General features: G+C 72.3%; 24 protein-coding genes and 1 pseudogene. 1 reads left to right on the top strand and 24 read right to left on the bottom strand.

The window, feature by feature from the left end; all coding sequences use genetic code 11:
• Window positions 1-55: 55 nt before the first annotated feature.
• The 21 genes and pseudogenes from ACFVUH_RS30765 to arc form a co-directional block, all read right to left on the bottom strand.
• Window positions 56-1,060, bottom strand: a complete 1,005-nt coding sequence (locus ACFVUH_RS30765; protein ID WP_355372495.1) for a proline racemase family protein — start codon at window positions 1,058-1,060, stop codon at window positions 56-58.
• Window positions 1,061-1,176: 116 nt separating this feature from the next.
• A complete protein-coding gene (locus tag ACFVUH_RS30760) occupies window positions 1,177-2,040 on the bottom strand; it encodes a dihydrodipicolinate synthase family protein (protein ID WP_387916668.1) in 864 nt (287 codons plus the stop codon).
• 169 nt (window positions 2,041-2,209) lie between these two features.
• Window positions 2,210-3,646 (bottom strand): NAD(P)/FAD-dependent oxidoreductase, encoded by a 1,437-nt coding sequence (locus ACFVUH_RS30755; RefSeq protein ID WP_387916625.1) that lies wholly within the window; start codon window positions 3,644-3,646, stop codon window positions 2,210-2,212.
• A complete protein-coding gene (locus ACFVUH_RS30750) occupies window positions 3,627-3,947 on the bottom strand; it encodes a (2Fe-2S)-binding protein (RefSeq protein ID WP_355372488.1) in 321 nt (106 codons plus the stop codon). The genes ACFVUH_RS30755 and ACFVUH_RS30750 overlap by 20 nt, the downstream gene beginning before the upstream one ends.
• A 180-nt stretch (window positions 3,948-4,127) precedes the next feature.
• A complete protein-coding gene (locus ACFVUH_RS30745; protein WP_355372485.1) occupies window positions 4,128-5,297 on the bottom strand; it encodes an FAD-binding oxidoreductase in 1,170 nt (389 codons plus the stop codon).
• A gap of 145 nt (window positions 5,298-5,442) precedes the next feature.
• The gene (gene tatC / locus ACFVUH_RS30740) at window positions 5,443-6,333 is read right to left on the bottom strand and encodes a twin-arginine translocase subunit TatC (RefSeq protein ID WP_387916666.1); all 891 of its coding nucleotides are present in this window, start codon (window positions 6,331-6,333) and stop codon (window positions 5,443-5,445) included.
• 121 nt (window positions 6,334-6,454) lie between these two features.
• Window positions 6,455-6,751 (bottom strand): Sec-independent protein translocase subunit TatA, encoded by a 297-nt coding sequence (gene tatA / locus ACFVUH_RS30735; RefSeq protein ID WP_387916624.1) that lies wholly within the window; start codon window positions 6,749-6,751, stop codon window positions 6,455-6,457.
• A 274-nt stretch (window positions 6,752-7,025) separates the two neighbouring features.
• Window positions 7,026-7,205: a hypothetical protein gene (locus ACFVUH_RS30730; RefSeq protein WP_387916622.1), complete on the bottom strand. Its 180-nt coding sequence runs from the start codon at window positions 7,203-7,205 to the stop codon at window positions 7,026-7,028.
• A 23-nt stretch (window positions 7,206-7,228) separates the two neighbouring features.
• Entirely contained in the window at window positions 7,229-7,435 is a 207-nt protein-coding gene (locus ACFVUH_RS30725) for a hypothetical protein (RefSeq protein ID WP_355372474.1), read from the bottom strand.
• Window positions 7,436-7,462: 27 nt separating this feature from the next.
• Entirely contained in the window at window positions 7,463-8,419 is a 957-nt protein-coding gene (locus tag ACFVUH_RS30720) for a WYL domain-containing protein (RefSeq protein ID WP_355372471.1), read from the bottom strand.
• Entirely contained in the window at window positions 8,416-9,396 is a 981-nt protein-coding gene (locus ACFVUH_RS30715) for a WYL domain-containing protein (RefSeq protein ID WP_355372468.1), read from the bottom strand. Before ACFVUH_RS30715 ends, ACFVUH_RS30720 begins: the two co-directional genes overlap by 4 nt.
• Window positions 9,397-9,575: 179 nt before the next feature.
• Window positions 9,576-9,941, bottom strand: a complete 366-nt coding sequence (locus ACFVUH_RS30710) for an FKBP-type peptidyl-prolyl cis-trans isomerase (protein ID WP_355372465.1) — start codon at window positions 9,939-9,941, stop codon at window positions 9,576-9,578.
• Between the two features lie 162 nt (window positions 9,942-10,103).
• Window positions 10,104-11,411 carry an FKBP-type peptidyl-prolyl cis-trans isomerase gene (locus ACFVUH_RS30705; RefSeq protein ID WP_355372462.1) on the bottom strand — a complete coding sequence of 436 codons (1,308 nt, stop codon included), beginning with the start codon at window positions 11,409-11,411 and terminating at the stop codon, window positions 10,104-10,106.
• A gap of 235 nt (window positions 11,412-11,646) precedes the next feature.
• Window positions 11,647-12,639 (bottom strand): FKBP-type peptidyl-prolyl cis-trans isomerase, encoded by a 993-nt coding sequence (locus tag ACFVUH_RS30700; protein WP_387916619.1) that lies wholly within the window; start codon window positions 12,637-12,639, stop codon window positions 11,647-11,649.
• A 173-nt stretch (window positions 12,640-12,812) separates the two neighbouring features.
• Window positions 12,813-14,174 carry a Pup--protein ligase gene (gene pafA, locus ACFVUH_RS30695; protein WP_355372456.1) on the bottom strand — a complete coding sequence of 454 codons (1,362 nt, stop codon included), beginning with the start codon at window positions 14,172-14,174 and terminating at the stop codon, window positions 12,813-12,815.
• Between the two features lie 129 nt (window positions 14,175-14,303).
• Window positions 14,304-15,089, bottom strand: a complete 786-nt coding sequence (prcA, locus tag ACFVUH_RS30690) for a proteasome subunit alpha (RefSeq protein WP_380687244.1) — start codon at window positions 15,087-15,089, stop codon at window positions 14,304-14,306.
• A 32-nt stretch (window positions 15,090-15,121) separates the two neighbouring features.
• Window positions 15,122-15,916 (bottom strand): proteasome subunit beta, encoded by a 795-nt coding sequence (gene prcB, locus ACFVUH_RS30685; protein ID WP_387916665.1) that lies wholly within the window; start codon window positions 15,914-15,916, stop codon window positions 15,122-15,124.
• Window positions 15,913-15,990, bottom strand: a pseudogene (locus ACFVUH_RS30680) (recombination endonuclease VII); the annotation flags it as partial. The gene prcB and the pseudogene ACFVUH_RS30680, both read right to left, overlap by 4 nt.
• Window positions 15,991-16,145: 155 nt before the next feature.
• A complete protein-coding gene (locus tag ACFVUH_RS30675; protein ID WP_344321819.1) occupies window positions 16,146-16,364 on the bottom strand; it encodes a ubiquitin-like protein Pup in 219 nt (72 codons plus the stop codon).
• A gap of 182 nt (window positions 16,365-16,546) precedes the next feature.
• On the bottom strand, window positions 16,547-18,058 hold the full coding sequence (dop, locus tag ACFVUH_RS30670) for a depupylase/deamidase Dop (RefSeq protein ID WP_355372447.1): 1,512 nt from the start codon (window positions 18,056-18,058) through the stop codon (window positions 16,547-16,549).
• A 216-nt stretch (window positions 18,059-18,274) separates the two neighbouring features.
• Window positions 18,275-20,041, bottom strand: a complete 1,767-nt coding sequence (gene arc / locus ACFVUH_RS30665) for a proteasome ATPase (RefSeq protein ID WP_355372445.1) — start codon at window positions 20,039-20,041, stop codon at window positions 18,275-18,277.
• A gap of 286 nt (window positions 20,042-20,327) precedes the next feature.
• Here arc and ACFVUH_RS30660 point away from each other — a divergent pair, with 286 nt between their 5' ends.
• Window positions 20,328-20,630: a ferredoxin gene (locus tag ACFVUH_RS30660; protein WP_355372442.1), complete on the top strand. Its 303-nt coding sequence runs from the start codon at window positions 20,328-20,330 to the stop codon at window positions 20,628-20,630.
• 45 nt (window positions 20,631-20,675) lie between these two features.
• Here ACFVUH_RS30660 and ACFVUH_RS30655 read toward each other — a convergent pair whose 3' ends face one another.
• From ACFVUH_RS30655 to ACFVUH_RS30645, 3 genes are all read right to left on the bottom strand, one after another.
• Window positions 20,676-21,317 carry a hypothetical protein gene (locus ACFVUH_RS30655; protein ID WP_387916617.1) on the bottom strand — a complete coding sequence of 214 codons (642 nt, stop codon included), beginning with the start codon at window positions 21,315-21,317 and terminating at the stop codon, window positions 20,676-20,678.
• 107 nt (window positions 21,318-21,424) lie between these two features.
• Window positions 21,425-22,384, bottom strand: a complete 960-nt coding sequence (locus ACFVUH_RS30650; protein ID WP_355372436.1) for a tRNA (adenine-N1)-methyltransferase — start codon at window positions 22,382-22,384, stop codon at window positions 21,425-21,427.
• Window positions 22,385-22,434: 50 nt separating this feature from the next.
• Entirely contained in the window at window positions 22,435-23,655 is a 1,221-nt protein-coding gene (locus tag ACFVUH_RS30645) for a site-2 protease family protein (RefSeq protein WP_355372433.1), read from the bottom strand.
• Between the last annotated feature and the right edge of the window lie 164 nt (window positions 23,656-23,819).

Here is a 23,819-nt window from a genome sequence, read left to right as displayed (position 1 = left end):
GGGGCAGCCCTTCGGGGGATTCGACGGGAGGGGTGGGACGGGACCGGCCGGGCGGTCAGAGCAGGAAGCCGGCCGGGAACGGGTCGGTGGGGTCGAGGAAGTACTGGGCGGTGCCGGTGACCCAGGCCCGGCCGGTGACGGTCGGCACCACCGCGGGACGCCCGGCCACCTCGGTCTCCTCGACCAGGCGGCCGATGAAGGTGGTCCCGATGAAGGAGTCGTTGCGGAAGTCCCGGTCCAGCGGCAGCTCGCCGCGCGCGTGCAGCTGGGCCATCCGGGCGGAGGTGCCGGTGCCGCAGGGCGAGCGGTCGAACCAGCCGGGGTGGATGGCCATCGCGTGCCGGGAGTGCTCGGCGGTGGAGCCGGGGGCGAGCAGCTGGACGTGGTGGCAGCTGTGGATGGACGGGTTCTCCGGGTGCACCGGCCGGTCCGGGCCGGCGTTGATGGCGTCCATCAGGGCCAGGCCCGCGTCCAGGATGTCCTGCTTGCGCTCCCGCTCGAACGGCAGGCCGAACTCCTCGAGCGGCAGGATGGCGTAGAAGTTGCCGCCGTAGGCGAGGTCGTAGGTCACCGTGCCGAAGCCGGGCACCTCGATCTTCTGGTCCAGCGCCACCGAGTAGGACGGCACGTTGCGGATGGTGACCGCCTTGGCGGCGCCGTTCTCCACCGCGACATCGGCGATCACCAGGCCCGCCGGGGTGTCCAGCCGGACGGTGGTGACCGGCTCGACGACCGGCACCATGCCCGTCTCCACCAGCACGGTGGCCACACCGATGGTGCCGTGGCCGCACATCGGCAGCAGGCCGGAGACCTCGATGTAGAGCACGCCCCAGTCGGCGTCCGGCCGGGTCGGCGGCTGCAGGATGGCGCCGCTCATCGCGGCGTGGCCGCGGGGCTCGTACATCAGCAGCGTCCGGAAGTGGTCCAGGTGCTGCTGGAAGTGGACGCGGCGCTCGGCCATGGTGTCACCGGGGATGACGCCGAACCCCCCGGTGATGACGCGGGTGGGCATGCCCTCGGTGTGCGAGTCGACGGCGTGGAAGACGTGGCGGCTGCGCATCTGCTGACGCTCCGTGGGTGGTGGGTGGTGGAGGGGGGCGGCCCGTGGAGGGCCGCCAGGGGGCCGGCTGCCGCCGCAGCCGGCCGTCCCGGACTCCGGGAACTACGGGGTGCCGGTCAGGCGAGGCCCTCGGCCAGCGCCTTCTCGGTGGCCGCGCGGACGGCCGCCTCGATCTCCGGGGTCAGCGGCAGGCGCGGGGCGCGGGTCGGACCGCCGGGGCGGCCGGCGATGTCCATGGAGAGCTTGATCGCCTGGACGAACTCGGTCTTGGAGTCCCAGCGCAGCAGCTGGTGCAGCGCCTTGTACAGCGGCAGCGCGGTGCCCAGGTCGTGGGCGACGGCGGCCTGGTACAGCGCGACGCTCGCCTCGGGCAGCGCGTTCGGGTAACCGGCGATCCAGCCGACCGCGCCGGCCAGGGCCAGCTCCAGCAGCACGTCGTCGGCGCCGATCAGCAGGTCCAGGCCCGGGGCCAGCTCGGCGATCTCGTACGCCCGGCGGACGTCGCCGGTGAACTCCTTGACCGCGACGATCGAGCCCTCGCCGTGCAGCTCGGCGAGCAGCGACGGGACGAGGTCGACCTTGGTGTCGATCGGGTTGTTGTAGGCGACGATCGGCACGCCGGCCTTGGCGACCTCGGCGTAGTGGCCGCGGACGGCGGCCCGGTCGGCGCGGTAGGCGTTCGGCGGCAGCAGCAGGACGGAGCCGGCGCCGGCCTCGGCGGCCTGCTCGGCCCAGCGGCGGGACTCGGCGCTGCCGTAGGCGGCGACGCCGGGCATCACGCGGGAGCCGTCGCCGGCCGCCTCGACGGCGACCTCGACGACCTTGGCGCGCTCCTCGGGGGTGAGGGTCTGGTACTCGCCGAGCGAGCCGTTGGGGACGACGCCGTCACAGCCCGACTCGATCAGCCAGCGGACGTGGTCGGCGTAGGCGTCGTAGTCGACGGAGAGGTCCGGGCGCAGCGGCAGCGTGGTGGCGACCATGATGCCGCGCCAGGGCTTGGTGGCGTCGTGCAGGGTCTTGGACACAGGTGACTCCTTGGTGAGGTGTGACATTTTATTAGAGGGCACGCGGCGGACACAAGAGGCCTCGCCGGGCGATTTCGGGCGGGTCGGCCGGGAACCGGACGGATCCGGTCCCGGCCGGTCGGGCTCAGTCCTGGTCGGTCCGGTCCGCCGCGAGCTGTCCGAGCGGAACGGGGCAGGAGAACGGCCGGCTGTCGGCCCGCACCTCCCCGTCCGCGGCGCCGCCGCCGGCCAGGCAGGCCACCGCCGGACCGCACATCCGGCCCTGGCACCAGCCCATCCCGGCCCTGGTCAGCAGCTTGACGGTGCGCGCGTCGCCCGCGCCCAGCTCGTCCACCGCCTCGCGGATCCGCCCGGCCGGGACCTCCTCGCAGCGGCAGACGTCGGTGTCCTCCCGCAGCCAGTCGGTCCAGCCCGGGCCGGGCCGGTGGGCGGCGGCCATCAGCTCGGCGAAGGCCCGCAGCCGGGAGCGCCGGCGCAGCAGCGCGGTGCGCACCGGCTGGTCGGCGACCGCGTGCGCGGCCAGCTCGCCCTCGGTGATCGCCAGGTCGGCGCCGCCGACCCCACAGGTCTCGCCGGCCGCCCAGAGCCCGGGGACGGTGGTCCTCAGGCGGGCGTCGACCTTGAGCGCCGCCGTCCCGTCGGGCGTGGTGCGGGTGGCCGCGCCCAACTCGGTGGCCAGCTCGATCTGCGGGACCAGGCCGTGGCCGACGGCGAGCGCGTCGCACTCGATCCGTCGCCCACTGCCGGGCACCGGACGCCATTCGGCGTCCAACCGGGCCACCGTGACGGCGGTGACCCGGTCCGTTCCGTGAACCTCGACGACCGCGCTGCGCGGCCGCAGCCGCACGCCGTGCCGCAGCAGCGCGGAGCCGTGCCCGGCACCCTCGACCAGCTTGGCCGGAACGGCGGCCAGCACGCCGGGGCGACGGGCGTACCCGAGGTACGCGGTGGCCTCGACCACCGCGGGCACCTCGGCGCCGGCGGTGACCAGCGAGGAGGCCGCCGCGAGCAGCAGCGGGCCGCTGCCGGCCACCACGATCCGCCGGCCGGGCAGCACCAGGCCGGCCTTGAGCATGGCCTGGGCGCCGCCGGCGGTGACCACTCCGGGCAGGGTCCAGCCGGGGAAGGGCAGCTGCCGCTCGTACGCGCCGGTGGCGAGCAGCACGGCGGCCGAGCGGACGGTGGCCCGGTCCTCGGCGTCCGGGCCGGTGGTGACGTGCAGCCGCCAGTCGCGCTCCCCGGCGCGCTCCAGCGCCCACACCTGGTGGCCGGACAGCAGGTCGACCCGGCCGCTCGCGCGGTGGGCGGCGAGCCGGTCGGCGAGGCCGGTGTAGACGGACCAGCCGTGGTGCAGCCGGTCGGGCCGGGCGGCGCCGAGGCCGGGGGCCGGGTGGCGGTAGTACTGGCCGCCGGTGCTGCGGCCGGCGTCGACCAGGGCGCAGCGCAGCCCGAGGTCGGCGGCGGTCACGGCGGCGGCGAGGCCGGCCGGGCCGGCGCCGATCACCGCGAGGTCGTAGGGGCGCGGCTCACCGGCCACGGGGTCAGACGTCGAGCTCGGCACGGCCGTGGCCCTCCTGGGTGGTGACGGTGGTGCCGGGCTCGGCCGGCAGCAGGCAGGTGCGCTGGTTGGGCCGCCCGTCGACGGTGGCCAGGCAGTCGAAGCAGGCGCCGATCCCGCAGAACGCCCCGCGCGGCTTCCCGCCGACCCGGGTGGTGCGCCAGGCGAGCACGCCGTCGGCCCACAGGGCGGCGGCGATGGTCTGCCCGGGCAGCGCGGGCACGGGCCGGCCGTCGAAGTCGATGGTGAACGCGGGCGCGGGTTCGGCCTCGACCAGATCCGCGGGGGTGCGGCTACGGCGCATGGGTGGGGGTTCTCCGTTCAGCTCAAGAGCCGATCGTGGGGTGGTCGGACGACCTGACCGCCAAGTGCACTTTGCAAAGTCGTCGCGCACTTTGCAAAGTGCGCGGCAAGCTCGGGCAAGGCCTGGGGCAGGGCCTCGGCAGGGCCCCGGGCGAAGCCCCGGGCCAGGCCCGGCCCGGCCTCAGGCGGCGTCGTCCTCGGCCGGAAAGCGGTCGGCCCGGAAGGGGGCGAGACCGAGATCCGGCTCCTTGCCGGTGAGCTGCTGGGCGATCAGCAGCCCGGTGGACGGGGCCAGGCCGATGCCCGCGCCCTCGTGACCGCAGGCGTGGTACAGCCCGGGCACCCGGGGGTCGGCGCCGATCGCGGGCAGGTGGTCCGGCAGGTAGGGCCGGAAGCCGCGGTAGGCGCGCATCACGTTCACCCCGGCCAGCACCGGGAAGAGCGCGGCGGCCTGGGCGGCCAGCCGGTGCAGCACCTCCACCGAGAGCGTCCGGTCGAAGCCGACCCGCTCACGGCTGGCGCCGATCAGCACCGGCCCGCCGGGCGTGCCCTCGACCACGGCCGAGGTCTGCAGCGCGGCGGAGCCGCTGGCCACGTCGGCCACGTAGTCGGCGGCGTACACCTTGTGCCGGACGATCCTCGGCAGCGGCTCGGTGACCAGCACGAACCCGCGCCGCGGCAGCACCGGCAGCCGGACGCCGGCCAGCCCGGCCAGCTCGCCGCCCCAGGTGCCGGCGGCGTTGACCACGGCGGCCGCGTCCAGCCGCCGCCGCTCGGTCTCGACGCCGCGCACGGCGCCGTCGGCCCCGAGCCGCACGGCCCGGACGGCCTCGCCGGTGTACAGCCGCGCCCCGGCCCGGCGGGCCGCGCGCAGCAGGTGGGCGGCGGCCAGCGCGGGCTGGACCTGGGCGTCCTGGGGATAGTGGAAGCCACCGGCCAGGCCGGGCGCGAGGTGCGGCTCCAGCTCGTTCAGCCGCTCGCCGGGGATCTCCTCGGCGGTGACGCCGACCTCCCGCTGCGCGGCCGCGAAGGCGCGCAGCGCCTCCTGCCGGGCGGGGGTCGCGGCGACCACCAGGCCGCCCTTGGCCTCGTACTCGACGGCGGCGCCGAACTCGTCGGAGAGTTCGCGCCACAGGCCGGTGGAGTGCAGGGCGAGGTCGAGCTCGGGGCCGGGCTCCTTGTCGGAGACCAGCAGGTTGCCCTCGCCGGCGCCGGTGGTGCCGCCGGCGACCGGACCGCGGTCGACGACGTCGACGGCGAGGCCGGCCCGGGCGGCGTAGTACGCGCAGGCGGCGCCGACGACACCGGCACCGACCACCACGACGTCGGGGAGTCTCTGGGAGTGGGACACGTCAGTAATATGTCACATGCCATCGAACCTGCCAAGACCACCCGCCCGGAACGGGCCAAAAACATCGAAAAGCCCCGGCCCGCCGCTCGGAAAGCGGCGGGCCGGGGCTCGGGGCCCGTGGCCGGACCTCAGGTCATCGGCCGGTTCAGGTGATGTCGTCCATCTGCTCGTGGCGGGCGGCCGGCACGTGGCCGGAGGCACTCGGCGTGCTCGACGCCTCGATCGCCTCGGCCCCGGCGACCGGCGCCACCGAGAGGTCCACCTGCGAGGCCTCCTCGTCGCTCAGCGCGAGGTCCGGGTTGCGCCGGGCCCTGCGCCGGTCGTTCAGCATCGCCACCCCGACCGCGAGGAAGTACAGCGCCCAGATCGGCGCGGCCAGCGCCAGCATGCTGAGCGGGTCGGCGCTGGGCGTCGCGAAGGCGGCGAACACGGTGATGCCCATCACCATGCCGCGCCACCAGCCCAGCAGCCGCTTGCCGGTGACCATGCCGACCAGGTTCAGCATCACCAGCAGCAGCGGGAACTCGAAGGCCAGACCGAAGACCAGCACCAGCCGGGTGGCGATGTCGAAGTAGTCCGCGGGCGGCAGGATCGGCGTGGTCTTGTCCGGGGTGAACGAGATCAGCACCTGGACCGTCACCGGCAGCAGCAGGATCGCCAGGGTCACACCGGCCAGGAACAGCGGAGCGCCGCACGCCATGAAGATCACGGTGTACTTGCGCTCGTGCTTGTGCAGACCGGGCGCCACGAAGGCCCACAGCTGGTACAGCCAGACCGGGACGGTGACGACCACACCGACCGTCAGGGCGACCTTGAGCATCCAGTTGAAACCGGCGGTCAGACCGATGGTGGAGACCTGCGCGCACTTGCCCTTGGTGGTCTCGATGGTCTCCGGGGTGCACTGCGGCAGCGGCTTGAGCAGCAGCGTCTCGATCTGCTTGTGGAAGATCAGCGCGACGATCGTGATCACCACGATCGCCAGGACCGACTTGACCACGCGGTTCCGCAGTTCCCGCAGGTGGTCGGCGAGGGCCATCCGCCCCTCGGGATCCTTGGGCGTCTTCGACGCCTTGGTGAGCTTGCTCAACCCCGGTCCTCAACTCGTGCGTCGAGGCCCGCCGGTCGACGGGCCTCCAGTGGTCGCGTGCGCCGCGCGCTCAGCGCGCCCCGCCGTCCGGAGCGGACTGCCCGGTGGGCTGCTCGTTCACCGGACGGGCGGTCTCGGGCGCGCCCGGGGCGGACTGGATGGTCTTCGCCGTACCGCCGTCGGCCACCGCCGGGGCGGACGGCGCCGGGGTGTCGGCGGTGCCGTCGGTGCGCATCGCCTTGGCCTCGCTCTTGAGGATCCGGGCCGACTGGCCCAGGGAACGCGCCAGCTCCGGCAGCCGCTTGGCACCGAAAAGCGCAATGGCGATGACCGCGACCACGAGGATCGCGGTGAACGAGACCCGCATGCTCGACCACCTTCAGTCTCGGCGGCATCCGACGGGCCGCCCGCTGCGGGGATGGTAACCGCTGCGGGTGACGCCGTGACGACGGCCGCCCGAACAGGACAGCGGCCCCCGTTCGCGCTCAGGAGCCAACTGAGAGCGTAACGCGCCCCTACCTCCGAAGAGCAGCCCCCGGTGCGCCCCGTTCGACATGACCGGCAGGTCCGCGACGGTCCGCCGCACTCCGTGCGCCGGGGTGAACGCTCCGTACGCCGGACCGCGGCGGGCCCGCGCGCCGTCAGGAGCGGGCCGCCGCCGAGGCCGCGAGGGCGCCGGCCGCCTCGGCCAGCGCCCGGGAGGCGGCGTCCACGCCCTTGGCCAGGGCCCGCACGTCCATCCAGAGCCGGACCGCGAGGACGCCGAGCACCAGCAGGCCGGCGGTGGCGAGGAGGACGGCGGCGACGAGCATCCAGGACATGTCCCCCACCCTATCCGCCCCGCTCACCCCTCGGCCGGCACCAGCCGCATGGTCCGCACCCCGGCCGCGGTCAGCGCGGCGACGATCTTCTCCCCGGCGGGCTTGCGCACCGCCGCCCCGCACAGCGGGCACCCGAAGCTGTAGTGCGGCTGCGCCGCCGCGCGGCCGAACGTCAGGCGGAACGCCTCGACCGGCAGCTCCACCTTCTCCCGGCACTCCGAGCAGTACACCTTGAATCTGGTACCGGGCTCCACGGCTCAGACCCGCCCCTCCCCGTAGTGCGCCAGCGCCTCCAGCGCCGCCGCCCGCGCCTGCCCGGCCAGCTCCGGCGGCGAGACGATCCGCCCGTCGCGGCCCAGCCGCAGCGCCAGCGGGCGCAGCTGCGAGGGGTCGGCGCTGCGCAGGGTGATCCGCAGCCCGCCGTCGGGCAGTTCCTCGGCCCGGTCGTGGGTGTAGTACTCGGCGACCCAGCGGCCGCCGGAGGAGACCTCGACGACGACCTCGGGGTCGTCGGCGGAGGGGTTGACCAGCCCGCCGGAGAGGTCGCGCGGCTCACGCTTGGGCGGATCGGCGGGGACGTCCAGGACCTTGATCTCGGCGACCCGGTCGAGCCGGAACATCCGGTGGTCCTCGGAGGTCCGGCACCAGGCCTCCAGGTAGGTGTGGCCCTCGGTGAGCAGCCGGATCGGGTCGACCTCGCGCTCGGTCATGCCGCCGCGGCCGTGCGAGTAGTAGCGCAGCCAGAGCCGGCGGCCCTCGCTGAGGGCGCGGTCGATGTCGGCGAAGACGTGGCTCTCGGCCTCGAAGGTCACGCCGACCCGGGCGCTGCCCTCGGCGTTCTCCCCCGCCGCGTTCTCGATCTTGGCGACGGCCCGGGTGAGCGCCTCGCGGTCGCCGGCCCGCAGGCCGGGCAGTCCGGCGACGGCGCGGGCGGCGACCAGCAGCGCGGTCGCCTCGTCGGCGGCCAGCCGCAGCGGCTGGGCGACGTCGTCGACGTTGTGCCACCAGATCCGCTCGCCGTCGGTGTCGATGTCGAGCAGGTCGCCGCCGCGGAAGCTGGTTCCGCACATCGGCAGGACGTTGAGGTCGCCGATGAGTTCGCGCTCGCTGATGCCGAAGGCGCGGGCCACCTCGGCGACCTCGGCGCCGGGGCGCTCGCGCAGGTAGGTGACCAGCGAGAGCATCCGCCGGGTCTGGTCGATCGCGTTGCTCATGCCCGCACATCCTCCACCACGGTGCCGGCCACCGCACGCAGCCGGTCGATGACGTCGGCCCGCAGCTCCTCGGGGCCGACCACCAGCACGTCCGGCCCGAACTCGGCGAGGTCGGCGCCGAGCCCGTTGCCGTACGGGATCTCCAGTTCGTCCCAGCCGTCGTCGGCCCGCCTGGTGGCGAGCGCCTTGGTACGCAGCGGGAAGCCCGCACCGCGGCGGACCCTGACCACGGCGGTGGCGGTGGCACCCTCCCCGGCGAACTTGGCCACGGTGGCGCGGACGTCGACGTGCTCGGGCACCGTGCCGAGGAAGGCGCCGGAACGGGCCCGGACCTTGCCGGTGATCCGGCTGAGCCGGAAGACCCGGGCGTCCTCGCGGTCACGGTCCCAGCCGGCCAGGTACCAGTGACCGCGCCAGCACTCCAGGGCCCAGGGTTCGACACTGCGCTGTTCGACGGCGGCGGCGCCGGCCTTGCGGTACTCGAAGGTGACCGGGCGGCGGTCGCGGGCGGCGGTGAGCAGCGGTTCGAAGGCGGCCTCCCGGGCGGGGATGCGCGGTTCGAGGGCGGGGCGGCGCTCGGTCTCGGTGAAGGGGACGCCGGCGGCGCGGAGCTTCTGGAGCGCGCCGCTGGCGGCGCCGCTCATCTTGGCCTGCTGCCAGACCCGGGCGGCGAGGGTGAGCGCGGCGGCCTCCTCGGCGTCGAGGGCGATCTCGGGCAGGCGGTTGCGGTCGGCGCGGGCCAGGTAGCCGAGTTCGCCGTCGAGGGCGTTCTCGTCGACGTCGATGACCAGTCCGAGTTCGCGCAGGTCGTCCTTGTCCCGCTCGAACATCCGGTTGAAGGCTTCCTCGCTGCTGTTCTGCCAGGCTTCGCGGTAGGCCTCGATGGACTCCCGCAGCTCCTTCTTGGAGAGCGGACGTCTGGTGTTCATCAGGCACAGGGCGAGATTCATCAGCCGCTCTGCCTTGGCGATCGCCATCGCTGACCCTTCCGGTGTGCCGCGCCGCGCGCGGGGTGCGCCCGCCGGGCGTCGTCGTTGACCCGGCGGGACCGACCGTACCGGTAGCGGTACACCGTGCAAAAGCCGAGTCCGCGAACATCCCCGAACACGTGGGGCCGCACCCCCCTCAGGGGGTGCGGCCCTGGCGATCAGCGTCCTCAGACGGAGATCAGGTCGACCACGAAGATCAGGGTCGAGCCCGCGGGGATGAGCGGGCTGGGCGACTGGTTGCCGTAGGCCAGGTGCGGCGGGATGGTCAGCTCGCGCCGGCCGCCGACCTTCATGCCGGCGACACCCTGGTCCCAGCCCTTGATGACCCGGCCGCCGCCGAGCGGGAACTTGAAGGTCGAGCCGCGGTTCCAGCTGGCGTCGAACTCCTCGCCGGTCGCGAAGGTGACGCCGACGTAGTGGACCTCGACGACCTGGCCCGGCTTGGCCTCCTCGCCGGTGCCGACGACGATGTCGCGGATCTTCAGCTCGGCCGGCGGGTCGCCGACCGGGAAGTCGATCTCGGGCTTGCTCACTAGTACCTCATCTCACGGTTGGTTCGTTCCACGACCAAGCGGCGGGCGCCCGCACCCCGGTCCGTTCCCGGACCACGGTACGGGCGCCCGCCGCCCGTCCGGGCCTCGACCACGCGGCCGGGCCCGGAGGTCACACGTACACCATTGTCACCCGAAAGTGGATCAGCCCTGACCGGCGTCGAGGATGTCGACGACGAAGACCAGCGTGGAGTTGGCCGGGATCTCGTTCTGGGCCTGGTCCTTGTAGCCGAGCGAGGCCGGGATGACGAGTTCGACCCGGCTGCCGATGGTCTGGCCCTCCAGGCCCTGGTCCCAGCCGGCGATGACCTGGCCGCCGCCGAGCGGGAAGGAGAACGCCTGGCCGCGGGTCAGCGAGGAGTCGAAGACCTTGCCGTCCTTGTACAGGGCGCCGGTGTACTGGACGAGGATCTTCTCGCCCTTCTCGACCTTGCGGCCCTCGCCCTTGATGAGGACGTGGCTCTTGAGCTCGGTCGGGTCGGCCGCGCCGGGCACCGGGGTGATGTCGGCGGGCTTCTTGCCGTTGTCCTTGACCTGCGGGAAGTCCGCGGGCGGCGGGGTCACGGTGCCGCTGACGACGGCGTCGGGGGCGTTGCTGTTGCGGATGTCGATGACGAAGATCAGATTGTCCTTCGCCCCGATCGACATGCTGGGGTTGCCCTGGGCGCCGAAGGCGGCGGCCGGCGGGGCGACGACCAGCAGCCGGGATCCGGCCTTCTTGCCGATGACGGCCTGGTCGAGCGCCGGGATGAGCGCATCGGTGCCGGCCTGGAAGATCTGCGGCTTGCCCTTGTCGTCGTAGGACGAGGGGATGTCCTTGCCGGTGTTCCAGTCCTTGCCGGTGTAGTCGACGGAGGTCCAGGAGTTCTTCTCGACCTTGGCGCCGTTGCCCTCGGAGAGGACCTTGACGACGAAGTTGCCGTCGGCCTGGTCGGCGGGCACCTCGATGGTGGCCTTGCTGCCGAAGTCGCCGGTGACGTTGGGCAGCACCTTGGCGCTGTCCTTGATCGGCGGGACGGGCTCGGCGGACGGCGTCGCCGGGGCGGACTTGGCGGCGTCCGGCTTGGCAGCGGCGGTGTCGTCCGAGCCGTCCTTGTTCACCAGGTACAGGGTGACGGCGCTGCCGATGAGCAGGACGCCCAGGACTGTGCCGAGGATCACGCCGAGCTTGCCGACGTTGCCCGGGTTCTCGTCGTACCCGGCCTCGGAGGTGTCCCCGCGGCGGACGGTGGACGCGAAGATCTGCGGGGCCTCGTCGGTCTTCGTCCCGGTGGCCCGCGGAGCTTCCCCGGACCCGCCCCACCCGGCCTGCTGCTTCAGGATCGCCGGGGGCACGATGATCGACTCACCGTCGCCCGGGAGCGGGCCGCCGGGCCGCGAGTCGGCCGGGTCGCCGGCGGAGTTACCAGGCGTGGTGCCGGACCCGCCCGGGCTCGACGCTTTCTCAGACATGACTCCCCATCCATCTCGCCACGAGGTCTTCGAGGTCTACGGCCGGCGTGGTGGCGCCGGGGTGCTGCCGCACTGCCCGCCCGGACCCCGGGCGCCGGCGGCGCCCACCACAGTGCGAGGGCAGTATGACAGGTCAGGATGAGGGCGGGCGCTTGCCCGTGCGAGCGCCCGCCCAAGCGTACGGACTCCCCCGGGCTCGAACCAGCCCGCGCCGGGGATCTCCGCTGATCCGGTGCTACACGGCCTCCAGGATGTCCACCACGAACACCAGGGTGGAGTTCGGCGGCACGGAGCCCTGTGCCTGGTCCTTGTAGCCGAGCGCCGGCGGCACCACCAGCAGGACCCGGCTGCCGACGTTCTGGCCGACCAGGCCCTTGTCCCAGCCCTCGATCACGCTGCCGGTGCCGATCTGCAGGGCCTGGGCGCCGCCGTGGCTCCAGGAGGAGTCGAACTGCTGGCCGTTGCTCCACAGCACCCCGGTGTACTGCACGACCAGGGTCTGCCCGGACTTGACCTGCTTGCCCTCGCCCTTGATCAGCACGGCCTGCTGGAGGTCGGTCGGCGGGGCCTCCCCGGCCGGCACGGTGATGGTCACGGCGGCCTTGCCGTTGTCCTTGACCTGCGGCAGGTTCGTCGGCGCCTGCGTCATGGTGCCGGACAGCGTGGAGTCCGGCGGCAGGCTCTCCATGATGTCCAGCACGAAGACCACGGTGTCGCCGGGGCCGACGCCGAGCTGGGTGGAGCCCTGGGTGCCGAAGGCGGCGGCCGGCGGGGCGACGACCAGCAGCCGGCTGCCGACCTTCTTGCCGATCACGCTCTGGTCGAAGGCCGGCACCAGCTGCCCGCTGCCCGCCTGGTAGAGCTGCGGCTTGCCGCCGGAGTCGTAGGAGCTGGGCAGGTCCTTGCCGGTGGTCCAGTCCTTGGCGGTGTAGTTGACCGTCACCCAGTCGCCCTTGTTGACCGCCGGGCGGTCCCCCTCGCTGACGGTGTTCACCACGAACTGACCGCTGGGCTGCTGGCCCTCGGGGATGGTGATGGTGGCCTTGCTCCCGAAGCCCCCGCCGGACAGCACCGGCATCGGCGAGGCCTCGTTCACCGGGGCGGGCACGGTGGGCGCGGCGGTCGGCGACGCCGTGGGCGTGGCCTGACCGGCGGGCTTGGTGGAGCTGCTGCAGGCCACCGCCAGCAGCAGGGGCAGGGTGAGAAGCAACCCGGCGGTGCGGCGCACGGCGTTCCTAACTGTCGGTCAAAGTCGGCTCTCCGGACTCCGGCTCCGGACTCGACGGACAGCGTATGCGCAGACGGCGCCCGGTCCCGGTAGGCACCACCGGGACCGGGCGCCGCGAAGATCACACCGACGGACGACGGGGGCCGCGCGCCGCTCCCCCGCCCGCGCGCCGGTCACATGCCGGCGATGAGCTTCTCCACCCGCTCGTCGACGGACCGGAACGGGTCCTTGCAGAGCACGGTGCGCTGCGCCTGGTCGTTCAGCTTGAGGTGCACCCAGTCGACGGTGAAGTCGCGGCGCTGCTCCTGCGCCCGGCGGATGAAGTCGCCGCGCAGCCGGGCCCGGGTGGTCTGCGGCGGGATCGACTTGGCCTCGAAGGTCTTGAGGTCGGTGGTCACCCGCTGCGCCTGGTTCTTGGCCTGGAGCAGGTAGAACAGGCCGCGACGGCGGTGGATGTCGTGGTAGGCGAGGTCGATCTGGGCGACCCGGGGGTTGCTCATGCTCATCTGGTGCTTCTCGCGGTAGCGCTCGATGAGCTTGTACTTCATGATCCAGTCGATCTCGGTGGCGACCCCGTCGAGGCGTTCGGTCCTGACCGCCTCCAGGGTGCGGCCCCACAGGTCGAGGACGCGCGCGATGGTGCCGGTGTTGATGCCCTTGCGGTCGGCGAACTCCAGGGCCTTGGTGTAGTACTCCTCCTGGATGTCGAGCGCGCTGGCCTCCCGGCCGTTGGCGAGCCGGACCTGGTGGGTGCCGGTGAGGTCGTGGCTGACCTCGCGGATCGCCCGGATCGGGTTCTCCAAGGTGAGGTCGCGCATCACCACGCCGGCCTCGATGAGCCGCAGCACCAGGTCGGTGGCGCCCACCTTGAGCAGGGTGGTGGTCTCCGACATGTTGGAGTCGCCGACGATCACGTGCAGCCGGCGGTAGCGCTCGGCGTCGGCGTGCGGCTCGTCGCGGGTGTTGATGATCGGGCGGGAGCGGGTGGTCGCCGAGCTGACGCCCTCCCAGATGTGCTCGGCGCGCTGGCTGACGCAGTAGACCGCGCCGCGGGGGGTCTGCAGCACCTTGCCGGCGCCGCAGATGAGCTGCCGGGTCACCAGGAACGGGATGAGCACGTCGGCCAGCCGGGAGAACTCGCCGTGCCGGGCCACCAGGTAGTTCTCGTGGCAGCCGTAGGAGTTGCCGGCGGAGTCGGTGTTGTTCTTGAAGAGGTAGACGTCGCCGGCGATGCCCTCCTCGTGCAGCCGCCGTTCGGCGTCGACCAGCAGACCTTCGAGGATGCGCTCGCCCGCCTTGTCGTGCGTCACCAGCTCGACGACGTCGTCGCACTCGGGGGTGGCGTACTCGGGGTGGGAGCCGACGTCGAGGTACAGGCGGGCACCGTTGCGCAGGAACACGTTGCTGCTGCGGCCCCAGGAGACTACGCGGCGGAAGAGGTAGCGGGCGACCTCGTCCGGGGACAGCCTGCGCTGTCCGCGGAACGTGCAGGTGACTCCGTACTCGTTCTCCAGCCCGAAAATTCGGCGGTCCATGGGCCATCCATTCTCTGATGGGAGCTGTCCGAAACCGCCTCCGCGAAAGCCCGTCCGGGCCGCCGCAGGGGCACCGGGGTCCCGTGCGGCCGCCGCCGTCGCCGGCCGCCGTACGGGACCCCGTGGGCACTACTGGTCGGAGTCGCCGGGCGGGGTGGCCGCCGGCTTCCCCTTGTCGTCCGCGTCGTCCGAGTCGTCCGACTCGGCGGACTGGTCGCCGTCGAGCAGCCGGGCGAGCTGGCCGCCCAGGATCCGCTTGAACTTGCGCTGCTGGAAGCGCTGGCGGTCCAGGACCGCCACCTCCAGCTGGTCGGGAGTGAGGGTGCGCGGGCTGCCGCCGTTGGGGTCGCGGGCGAGCGAGTCCACGGCCACCTTGACGGCCTCGGTGAGCGAGAAGCCGCTGCGGTGGCGCTGGCCGAGGTAGTTGCCGATCGAGTCGGCGTTGCCGCCGACCACGACGTAGTTCTTCTCGTCGACCACCGAGCCGTCCGGGGTGAGCCGGTAGATCTGGTCGTCCTCGGCCGTGCGGCCGACCTCGGCGACGATCAGCTCGACCTCGTAGGGCTTCTCGCCGACCGAGGAGAAGATGGTGCCGAGCGTCTGGGCGTAGACGTTGGCCAGGCCCCGGGCGGTGACGTCGGCCCGGTCGTAGGTGTAGCCGCGCAGGTCGGCGTAGCGGACGCCGCCGATGCGCAGGTTCTCGAACTCGTTGTACCGGCCGACCGCCGCGAAGGCGATCTTGTCGTAGATCTCGGACACCTTGTGCAGGGCCCGGGAGGTGTTCTCGGCGACGAAGACGATGCCGTCCGCGTAGGTGAGCACGACCACGCTGCGACCGCGCGCGATGCCCTTGCGGGCGTACTCCGCGCGGTCCGCCATGGCCTGCTGGGGGGAGACGTAGAACGGTGTGGACACCGGCGATCGTCCCTTCCTTCCTCAGTTGATGGCTAGAGCAGCGGGGCCTGCGGCCCGTTGGGGTGGGCCAGGCGCCGGTCGGTGATGGAGACGGCGATCTCGGTGACCTCGGCCTCGGTGAGCCGGCGGAAGCCGTCCTCGGTGATCAGCGAGACGATCGGGAAGATCTTGCGGGCGAGGTCGGGGCCGCCGGTGGCGGAGTCGTCGTCGGCCGCGTCGTAGAGCGCCTGGACCACCATGGTGGCGGCCTGGTCGGCCGTCAGGTCGTCGCGGTGGAGCTTCTTCATCGAGCCGCGGGCGAAGACCGAGCCGGAGCCGGTGGCGGCGAAGCCGCGCTCCTCGGAGCGGCCGCCGGTGACGTCGTAGGTGAAGATCCGGCCGCGGCCGAGGTCGAGGTCGTAGCCGGCGAACATCGGGACGACCGCCAGGCCCTGCATCGCCATGCCGAGGTTGCCCCGGATCATGGTGGTGAGCCGGTTGGCCTTGCCCTCCAGGGAGAGCACGGTGCCCTCGATCTTCTCGTAGTGCTCCAGCTCCAGCTGGAACATCCGGACCATCTCGATCGCGAGGCCGGCGGTGCCGGCGATGCCGATCGCGCTGTACTCGTCGGCCGGGAAGACCTTCTCCATGTCCCGCTGGGCGATCACGTTGCCCATGGTCGCGCGGCGGTCACCGGCGAGGACCACGCCGCCGTCGAAGACCGCGGCGACGATGGTCGTGCCGTGCGGGGCCTCGATGACGCCCTCGGGCAGCCGGCGCCGGCCGGGGATCAACTCGGGCCGGTGGGCCTCCAGGAAGTCGAGGAACGACGAGGACCCCGGGGTCAGGAAGGCAGCCGGTAGACGCCCGGTGCCACGAGTGTTGGCTTCCACACGATTCCTTCCAGGTAGCTTGAAGCGCGCACTGCCCGCACCCTACCGGCCGGACGATCACTGTCCAGCACGGTGCGGGGCCGGACCGGACGGACGGACGGCTCCCGCCGCCCGTCCGCCGTCATCGTTCGCGACCGTGGATTCCCGGAATGCCGCCGGGCAGCCTCCCGGATTCCGGACGGAATTACTGTCCGCCCTTTTGCACGAACTGCCGCACGAAATCCTCGGCGTTCGATTCCAGGACCTCGTCGATTTCGTCCAGAACCGCGTCGACGTCGTCGCTCAGCTTTTCCTGGCGTTCCTTGAGGTCATCCGAATTCTGCGCTTCCGCGGCCTGCTCCTCGACCTCCTCGGAGGAGCGGTTCGCCCGCTGCTGGCCGCCGCCGGTGTCCTTGCTCGCCATTTACCTCACCCCGCTCGATCGTCTGGCACGGTTTGGTCGTTGCTTGCTGCACCGACCCTATACACAAGGTGCGACAACCCGCTTCCGGTTTGCCGGTGGCGCTTCCTGTCCAACGTCCGCCGTCACCCCGGATGATTCCCATTTGCCCGGCGTTCACCCGTGGTGATCGGAAAGTGACCCGGCTACCCGCCGGAGAGGACCCGCAGCAGGTCCTCCGCCGTGCGGCAGCGGTCCAGCAGCTCCTTGACGTGGTTGCGGGTGCCGCGCAGCGGCTCCAGGGTGGGCACCCGCTGGAGCGAGTCCCGGCCCGGCAGGTCGAAGATCACCGAGTCCCAGGAGGCCGCCGCGACGTGCTCGGCGTACTGTTCCAGGCAGCGCCCGCGGAAGTACGCCCGGGTGTCCTCCGGCGGCTTGCCGACGGCCCTGACGACCTCCTCCTCGGTCAGCAGCCGGTCGAACCGGCCACGGGCCACCAGGCGGTTGTAGAGGCCCTTCTCGGGCCGTACGTCGCTGTACTGGAGGTCGACCAGCTGCAGCCGCGGGCTGTCCCACTCCAGGCCGTCCCGGCTGCGGTAGCCCTCCAGGATCTCCCGCTTGGCGATCCAGTCCAGCTGGCGGGAGAGCGACATCGGGTCGCGCTCCAGGCGGCCCAGCACGTCCTCCCAGCGGGCCAGTACGTCCACGGTCTGCTCGTCGGCGTCGGTGCCGAAGCGGTCCTCGACGTACTTGCGGGCCAGCTCGAAGTACTCCAGCTGGAGCTGGACGGCGGTGAGCCGGCGCCCGCTGCGCAGCGTGACCAGGTGCTTCAGCGTGGGGTCGTGGGAGATCCGGTGCAGGGTGCGCACCGGCTGGTCGACGGCCAGGTCGGAGGTGATGAAGGCGTCCTCGATCATGGCCAGGACCAGCGAGGTGGTGCCGAGCTTGAGGTAGGTGGAGATCTCCGAGAGGTTGGCGTCCCCGATGATCACGTGCAGCCGGCGGTACTTCTCGGCGTCGGCGTGCGGTTCGTCCCGGGTGTTGATGATCGGCCGTTTGAGGGTGGTCTCCAGGCCGACCTCGACCTCGAAGAAGTCGGCGCGCTGGCTGATCTGGAAGCCGTGGGCGGAGCCGTCCTGGCCGATGCCGACCCGGCCGGCGCCGGTGACCACCTGGCGCGAGACGAAGAAGGGGGTGAGGTGGCGGACGATGTCGGCGAACGGGGTCGCCCGCTTCATCAGGTAGTTCTCGTGGGTGCCGTAGGAGGCGCCCTTGTTGTCGGTGTTGTTCTTGTAGAGGTGGATGTTCTGCCCGTTGGGCAGCTCCAGCGCGCGCTGTGCGGCGGCTGCCATGATCCGTTCGCCGGCCTTGTCCCAGAGCACGGCGTCGCGCGGGTTGGTCACCTCGGGCGAGCTGTACTCGGGGTGCGCGTGGTCCACGTAGAACCGCGCGCCGTTGGTGAGGATGACGTTGGCGAGGCCGATGTCCTCGTCGGTCAGCTGGCTGGCGTCGGCGACGTCCCGTGCGAGGTCGAAGCCCCGGGCGTCGCGCAGCGGATTCTCCTCCTCGAAGTCCCAGCGGGCCCGCCGTGCCCGGTGCATCGCCGCCGCGTACGCGTTGACGATCTGGGACGAGGTGAGCATGGCGTTGGCGTTGGGGTGCCCGGGCACGGAGATCCCGTACTCGGTCTCGATGCCCATCACGCGCCGTACGGTCATGCGGCCCTCCTTGCCCGGTGGGCCGCCCCCGGCGGGCGGTCCACGCTGACGTACCGCTGAACAACACCGACGCCGGCCGTCTGCCCGCGAACGGTGGGTCGAGCCTAGAACGCGGTACCGACCGGCGGGTCCCGAGACGCGCCGTCCGGCTGCGGGGCCGCGAGGCGCCACAGCCGGACGGGGTGCGAGCGTTCCGGGAGGCCCGGACCGGGTCGGTTACAGGTACTGCCCGGTGTTCGCGACAGTGTCGATGGAGCGGCCGGACTCGGCGCCCTGCTTCCCCGTGACCAGGGTGCGGATGAAGACGATCCGCTCGCCCTTCTTGCCGGAGATCCGGGCCCAGTCGTCCGGGTTGGTGGTGTTCGGCAGGTCCTCGTTCTCCTTGAACTCGTCCACGCAGGCGTTGAGCAGGTGGGAGACCCGCAGACCGCGCTGGCCGTGGTCGAGGTAGTCCTTGATGGCCATCTTCTTGGCCCGGTCGACGATGTTCTGGATCATCGCGCCGGAGTTGAAGTCCTTGAAGTACAGGACCTCCTTGTCACCGTTGGCGTAGGTGACCTCCAGGAAGCGGTTCTCCTCGGTCTCGGAGTACATCCGCTCCACCACCGACTGGATCATCGCCGCCACCGTGGCCTCGACGGAGCCGTCGTGCTCCTTGACGTCGTCCGGGTGGAAGGGCAGCGAGTCCTTGAGGTACTTGGAGAAGATGTCCTTGGCCGCCTCGGCGTCCGGGCGCTCGATCTTGATCTTGACGTCCAGGCGGCCGGGCCGCAGGATCGCCGGGTCGATCATGTCCTCGCGGTTCGAGGCGCCGATGACGATGACGTTCTCCAGGCCCTCCACGCCGTCGATCTCGGCGAGCAGCTGGGGGACGATGGTGTTCTCGACGTCCGAGCTGACGCCGGAGCCGCGGGTGCGGAAGAGGGACTCCATCTCGTCGAAGAAGACGATGACGGGGGTGCCCTCGCCGGCCTTCTCACGGGCCCGCTGGAAGACCAGGCGGATCTGCCGCTCGGTCTCGCCGACGTACTTGTTGAGCAGCTCGGGGCCCTTGATGTTGAGGAAGTAGCTCTTCCCCTGGGGGCGGCCGGTGACCTCGGCGACCTTCTTGGCCAGCGAGTTCGCCACGGCCTTGGCGATCAGCGTCTTGCCGCAGCCGGGCGGGCCGTAGAGCAGCACGCCCTTGGGCGGGCGCAGCTCGTACTCCTTGAAGAGCTCGGCGTGCAGGTAGGGCAGCTCGACCGCGTCGCGGATCAGCTCGATCTGGTTGGACAGGCCGCCGATCTGGCGGTAATCGATGTCCGGGACCTCCTCGAGGACCAGTTCCTCGACCTCGGCCTTCGGCACGACCTCGTACACGTAGCCGGAACGCGGTTCCAGCAGCAGGGCGTCCCCCGCCCGGAGGGTGGTCTCGCGCAGCGGTTCGGCGAGGCGCACCACCCGCTCCTCGTCGGTGTGGCCGATGACCAGGGCCCGCTCGCCGTCCTCCAGGACCTCCTTGAGGGTGACGAGGTCGCCGATGCGCTCGAAGGCCATCGCGTCCACGATGTTGAGGGCCTCGTTGAGCATGACTTCCTGGCCGCGCCGCAGCTCGTCGAGGGCGACGTTGGGGCTGACGTTCACGCGGAGCTTGCGGCCGCCGGTGAAGATGTCGGCGGTGTCGTCCTCGTTGGCGCTGAGGAAGACGCCGAATCCGGCCGGGGGCTGTGCCAGCCGGTCCACTTCCTCCTTGAGGGCCACGATCTGGTCGCGGGCCTCACGCAGGGTGGAGGCGAGCCGTTCGTTCTGGGCGGTCACGCCGGCCAGGTTGGTCTGGAGCTCGACGATCCGCTCTTCGAGGATTCTCGAATTGCGCGGCGAGTCGGCGAGCTTGCGGCGCAGCACGGCGATTTCCTGCTCAAGGTACGAGACCTGAGCGGCCTCGTCGGAACCACGAGCGGGCCTGCCGGTGCTGCGGTTGTAGTCGTCATCGTGGGCTGCCACGGTCCTCACCTCCTCCGGGGAGCTGGACGCTTCCAGACCCTACCTGGGACCAGGGGTCCGTAAACCCCTAGATCAAGAAAGATGGAACGGGCGTGTCCGATCTTCGCCCTCGCGTGCTTCCCCTCTGCTAGGGGGATACCCACCGCGCACGGGCCAAAGCGGACCAGATGTATCGTCGATCGAGTCGATATCCGATCGCGACCGACGCACGGGGTCCGATCGTTGTACGAATGGCGGGAATGCCCCAGGACGGGGCGTCCCGGGACAGAAACGGCGGACAATCATCATGTCGGTGAGCGAGTCGAAGGCGGCTTCCGAGCCGCTGGAGGTGTGGATCGACCAGGATCTGTGCACCGGCGACGGCATCTGCGCGCAGTACGCGCCGGAGGTCTTCGAGCTGGACATCGACGGCCTCGCGTATGTGAAGGGCGAGGACGACGAGTTGCGCCAGCAGCCCGGCGAGACGGTGCCGGTGCCGCTGACGCTGCTTCAGGACGTCGTGGACTCGGTGAAGGACTGCCCCGGCGACTGCATCCACGTGCGCCGGGCCGCGGACGGCGTCGAGGTGTACGGGCCTGACGCGGAGTAGGGGTTCGTCACCACGAGCCGCTGGACAGGGCCTACTGGACAGGGCCTAGGTGAGGCTCAACGGGGCGGCGGTCTGGGAACGGTCCCAGCCGCCGCCCTTGCGCGTCCAGGTGAGGGAGAGCGAGATGTCGGGCGCGAACCGCGGTACGTCGTCGCCGGAGTAGCCCTGCGCGTGGGCGGTGACGGCCCCGTCGGAGCGCAGCGCGAGGCGGCTGACGGTGAGGTTCTCGCGCTCGGAGAGCAGGGTGGCCAGCACCGCGGGGCGCCCGTCGGTGCCGGTGCCGAGCAGGTAGACGGCGTCGGGCGGGGTGCCGTTCTCGGCGGCGCAGTGCGCGGCGGCGACGGTGCCGGGGCGGCCGTCGCCGAGGTCGGCGGCGAAGCTGACGGCCACGGTGACCGGGAACGGCCCGCAGTCGAGCGGGAGTTCGGCCTTCGACGGGTCGGGGGCGGCGGCCGCGGGCAGCGCCCTGGGGGCGGGCCGGGCGGGCGCGGGGGCGCCGCTGGCGGGGCCGGCGACGAGGGCGGCGGTCACCACGGCGGCGCAGCCGGCCACCGTCACGGCCCAGTGCCAGGGGGCGGTGCGCCCGTGCCGGGGGCCGGTTGGGCCCGTGGCGGTCTGCTGTCCAGCCGTCGTGCCGACCGCGGTCTCCACCAGGCGTCCCCTCCAGTGGTCTGTGTGAGCGAGCATCGTCCCACACCGGGGCGACCGCGAGGTGGTGCGGGTGCGCCCGGACGCGGGAGGGGTGGCACGGCGCTGCCGTACCACCCCTCCGGGAGGCGTCTTCGTCGGGCGGCTCAGTCGAGGACGGCCTGCTCCGCGGCCTCGGTGCGGGCGGCGGCCCGGGCGGCGGCGCGCTCCTGCAGGGTCGGCTCGGGGGCCCCGTTGTCGTAGTCCTCGCCGTAGGCGCCCTTGGCCGGGCGGCGGCGGCGCAGCGGCGGCTCGACGCCGTCGGCGAGCCGGCGGGCGGTGAGCAGGAAGCCGGTGTGGCCGATCATCCGGTGGTCCGGGCGGACGGCCAGGCCCTCCAGGTGCCACGTGCGGACCATGGTCTCCCAGGCCTGCGGCTCGGTGAAGGTGCCGTGCTCGCGCAGCGCCTCGACGGTCCTGGACATCTGCGTGGTGGTGGCCACGTAGCAGCAGATGAGGCCGCCGGGGACGAGCGCCTCGGAGGCGACGTCCAGGCACTCCCAGGGGGCGAGCATGTCGAGGATGACGCGGTCGACGTCGGTCTCGACGAGGTTGTCCTGGAGGTCGCCGACGGTGAGCTTCCACGCCGGGTGCGGCCCGCCGAAGTAGCGCTCGACGTTGCCCTGCGCGATGTCGGCGAAGTCCTGGCGGCGCTCGTAGGAGGCGAGCATGCCGGTGTCGCCGACGGCGCGCAGCAGGTAGGTGGAGAGCGCACCGGAGCCGACGCCGGCCTCGACCACGCGGGCGCCCGCGAAGATGTCGGCCATGGCCAGGATCTGCCCCGCGTCCTTGGGGTAGATCACGGCGGCCCCGCGCGGCATGGACAGGACGTAGTCGGGGAGCAGGGGGCGCAGCGCGAGGTACGGGACGTTCCCCGTGGTGCGCACGACCGTGCCCTCGGGGGCGCCGATCAGCTCGTCGTGGGGGAACGCACCCTTGTGGGTGTGGAACTGGTTCCCGGCCTGGAGCGTGAACGTGTAGTGGCGGCCCTTGGGGTCGGTCAGCTGGACCTGGTCCCCGACCTGGAAGGGCCCTCGTCGGCGGGCGGCACCGGTCGGTTCGGACATGCGGACAATCCTAAGGGAAGCGAACCGTCCGGCTTACCAGGTGATCCTTCTCAGCGGCCGGTGACGGCGGCGGTCAGGCGCTGCTCGATGTCGGTGAGCGCCGCGACGCCGAACACCCGCCCGTCCTCCTCGACGACCAGGTACTCCCCGGCGGGGGTGGCCCGCACGGCGCGCAGCAGGTCCTCGCCGGCCAGGTCGGCGGGCAGCCGCAGGCCGGGTTCGAGGTCGCGGGCGAGCGGGCCGACGGCGACCCAGGGGCGGCGGCGCTCGGGGACCGAGCGGACGGCGGACTCCCGGACGAGGGCGATCGGCTCGCCCCGGCCGTCGATGACCACCACGGCCCCGGCCTGCGCCTCGTGGGCGCGCCGCATGGCCTCGCCGAGCGAGGTGTCGGCGGTGACCTCGACGGCCCGCCGGGCGAGGTCGCGCAGCCGCAGGCCGGGCAGGACCTCCTTGAGCCGGGCGTTGCGCAGCGCGCCGGTGGCGCCGTTCCAGATGATGGCGGCGAGGACGGCGGCGAGCACCGCGTCGACCAGGGTGTCGGTGCGGCTGCGTTCGAGGGTGCGGGCGGAACTGATCAGCGGCAGGCCGATCAGGACGGCGATGGCGAGGGCCCGCCCGGCCCAGGCGGCGGCGACGGTGCCGGCCATCGGCCGTCCGGTGACGGCCCAGACGACGGCGCGCAGCATCCGGCCGCCGTCCAGCGGCAGGCCGGGCAGCAGGTTGAAGGCGGCGACGACGAGGTTGGAGACCATCAGGCCGGTGAGCAGGACGCCGGGGACGGTGGAGACCTCGACGGCCTGCAGGGCGAGGTAGAAGACGCCGCCGAGGACGAGCGACAGCAGCGGGCCGACGAAGGCCAGCCAGAACTCCCGCCAGGGGCGTTCGGCCTCGTTCTCGATCTCCGAGACGCCGCCGAAGAACTGGAGCTGGATGCGGCGCACGCCCAGCTTGTAGCGCAGCGCGACCAGGGTGTGGGCGAGTTCGTGGACCAGGACCGAGCCGTAGAAGGCGACGGCGAAGGAGAACGCGATCAGGTAGCGGGTGGCGCCGAGGTGGGGCAGCACCTGGTCGAGCCGGCCGCCGAAGACCCAGGTGATGAGGGCGGCGATGACGAACCAGGACGGGGTGACGTAGATCGGCACGCCGAAGGGGCGGCCCACCAGGATGCCGCCGCGGGGTTCCGGCTCGCGGGGCGGTGGGGGCCCCGGCCGGGTGTTGCCGCCGTGCGGTGGCTGGTCGGAGGTCTGGTGCCCCCTGGAGTCGCTCACCGTGTTCCCTTCGTCCGTCGCCCCCGGCGTGCGCCGCGCGCCGGTGCGCCCACGCTACGTGATCGGGACCGCCGCGCGGCGCCCGCCCCTCGCCTTCCCACTGCCTTCATACCCCGTGGCGGGCGCTTTGCGGCAGCACCGTGGCAGCGGGATGACAGCAGGGG

Origin of the sequence: Kitasatospora sp. NPDC058032 (assembly GCF_042885845.1) — a bacterium.
In the GTDB taxonomy this organism is placed as follows: Bacteria; Actinomycetota; Actinomycetes; order Streptomycetales; family Streptomycetaceae; genus Kitasatospora.
Note: the sequence above shows the minus strand (reverse complement) of the source record. Positions and strands in the feature narration are given on the sequence as shown.

What these genes read in the sequence shown, in the direction of transcription:
- ACFVUH_RS30765 (WP_355372495.1), bottom strand. Translation starts at nt 1,060, where the DNA reads ATGCGCAGCCGCCACGTCTTCCACGCCGTCGACTCGCACACCGAGGGC.
- ACFVUH_RS30760 (WP_387916668.1), bottom strand. Translation starts at nt 2,040, where the DNA reads ATGGTCGCCACCACGCTGCCGCTGCGCCCGGACCTCTCCGTCGACTAC.
- ACFVUH_RS30750 (WP_355372488.1), bottom strand. Translation starts at nt 3,947, where the DNA reads ATGCGCCGTAGCCGCACCCCCGCGGATCTGGTCGAGGCCGAACCCGCG.
- tatC (WP_387916666.1), bottom strand. Translation starts at nt 6,333, where the DNA reads ATGGCCCTCGCCGACCACCTGCGGGAACTGCGGAACCGCGTGGTCAAG.
- tatA (WP_387916624.1), bottom strand. Translation starts at nt 6,751, where the DNA reads ATGCGGGTCTCGTTCACCGCGATCCTCGTGGTCGCGGTCATCGCCATT.
- ACFVUH_RS30730 (WP_387916622.1), bottom strand. Translation starts at nt 7,205, where the DNA reads ATGTCCTGGATGCTCGTCGCCGCCGTCCTCCTCGCCACCGCCGGCCTG.
- ACFVUH_RS30720 (WP_355372471.1), bottom strand. Translation starts at nt 8,419, where the DNA reads ATGAGCAACGCGATCGACCAGACCCGGCGGATGCTCTCGCTGGTCACC.
- ACFVUH_RS30715 (WP_355372468.1), bottom strand. Translation starts at nt 9,396, where the DNA reads ATGGCGATCGCCAAGGCAGAGCGGCTGATGAATCTCGCCCTGTGCCTG.
- ACFVUH_RS30705 (WP_355372462.1), bottom strand. Translation starts at nt 11,411, where the DNA reads ATGTCTGAGAAAGCGTCGAGCCCGGGCGGGTCCGGCACCACGCCTGGT.
- pafA (WP_355372456.1), bottom strand. Translation starts at nt 14,174, where the DNA reads ATGGACCGCCGAATTTTCGGGCTGGAGAACGAGTACGGAGTCACCTGC.
- ACFVUH_RS30675 (WP_344321819.1), bottom strand. Translation starts at nt 16,364, where the DNA reads ATGGCGAGCAAGGACACCGGCGGCGGCCAGCAGCGGGCGAACCGCTCC.
- dop (WP_355372447.1), bottom strand. Translation starts at nt 18,058, where the DNA reads ATGACCGTACGGCGCGTGATGGGCATCGAGACCGAGTACGGGATCTCC.
- ACFVUH_RS30660 (WP_355372442.1), top strand. Translation starts at nt 20,328, where the DNA reads ATGTCGGTGAGCGAGTCGAAGGCGGCTTCCGAGCCGCTGGAGGTGTGG.
- ACFVUH_RS30655 (WP_387916617.1), bottom strand. Translation starts at nt 21,317, where the DNA reads ATGCTCGCTCACACAGACCACTGGAGGGGACGCCTGGTGGAGACCGCG.
- ACFVUH_RS30650 (WP_355372436.1), bottom strand. Translation starts at nt 22,384, where the DNA reads ATGTCCGAACCGACCGGTGCCGCCCGCCGACGAGGGCCCTTCCAGGTC.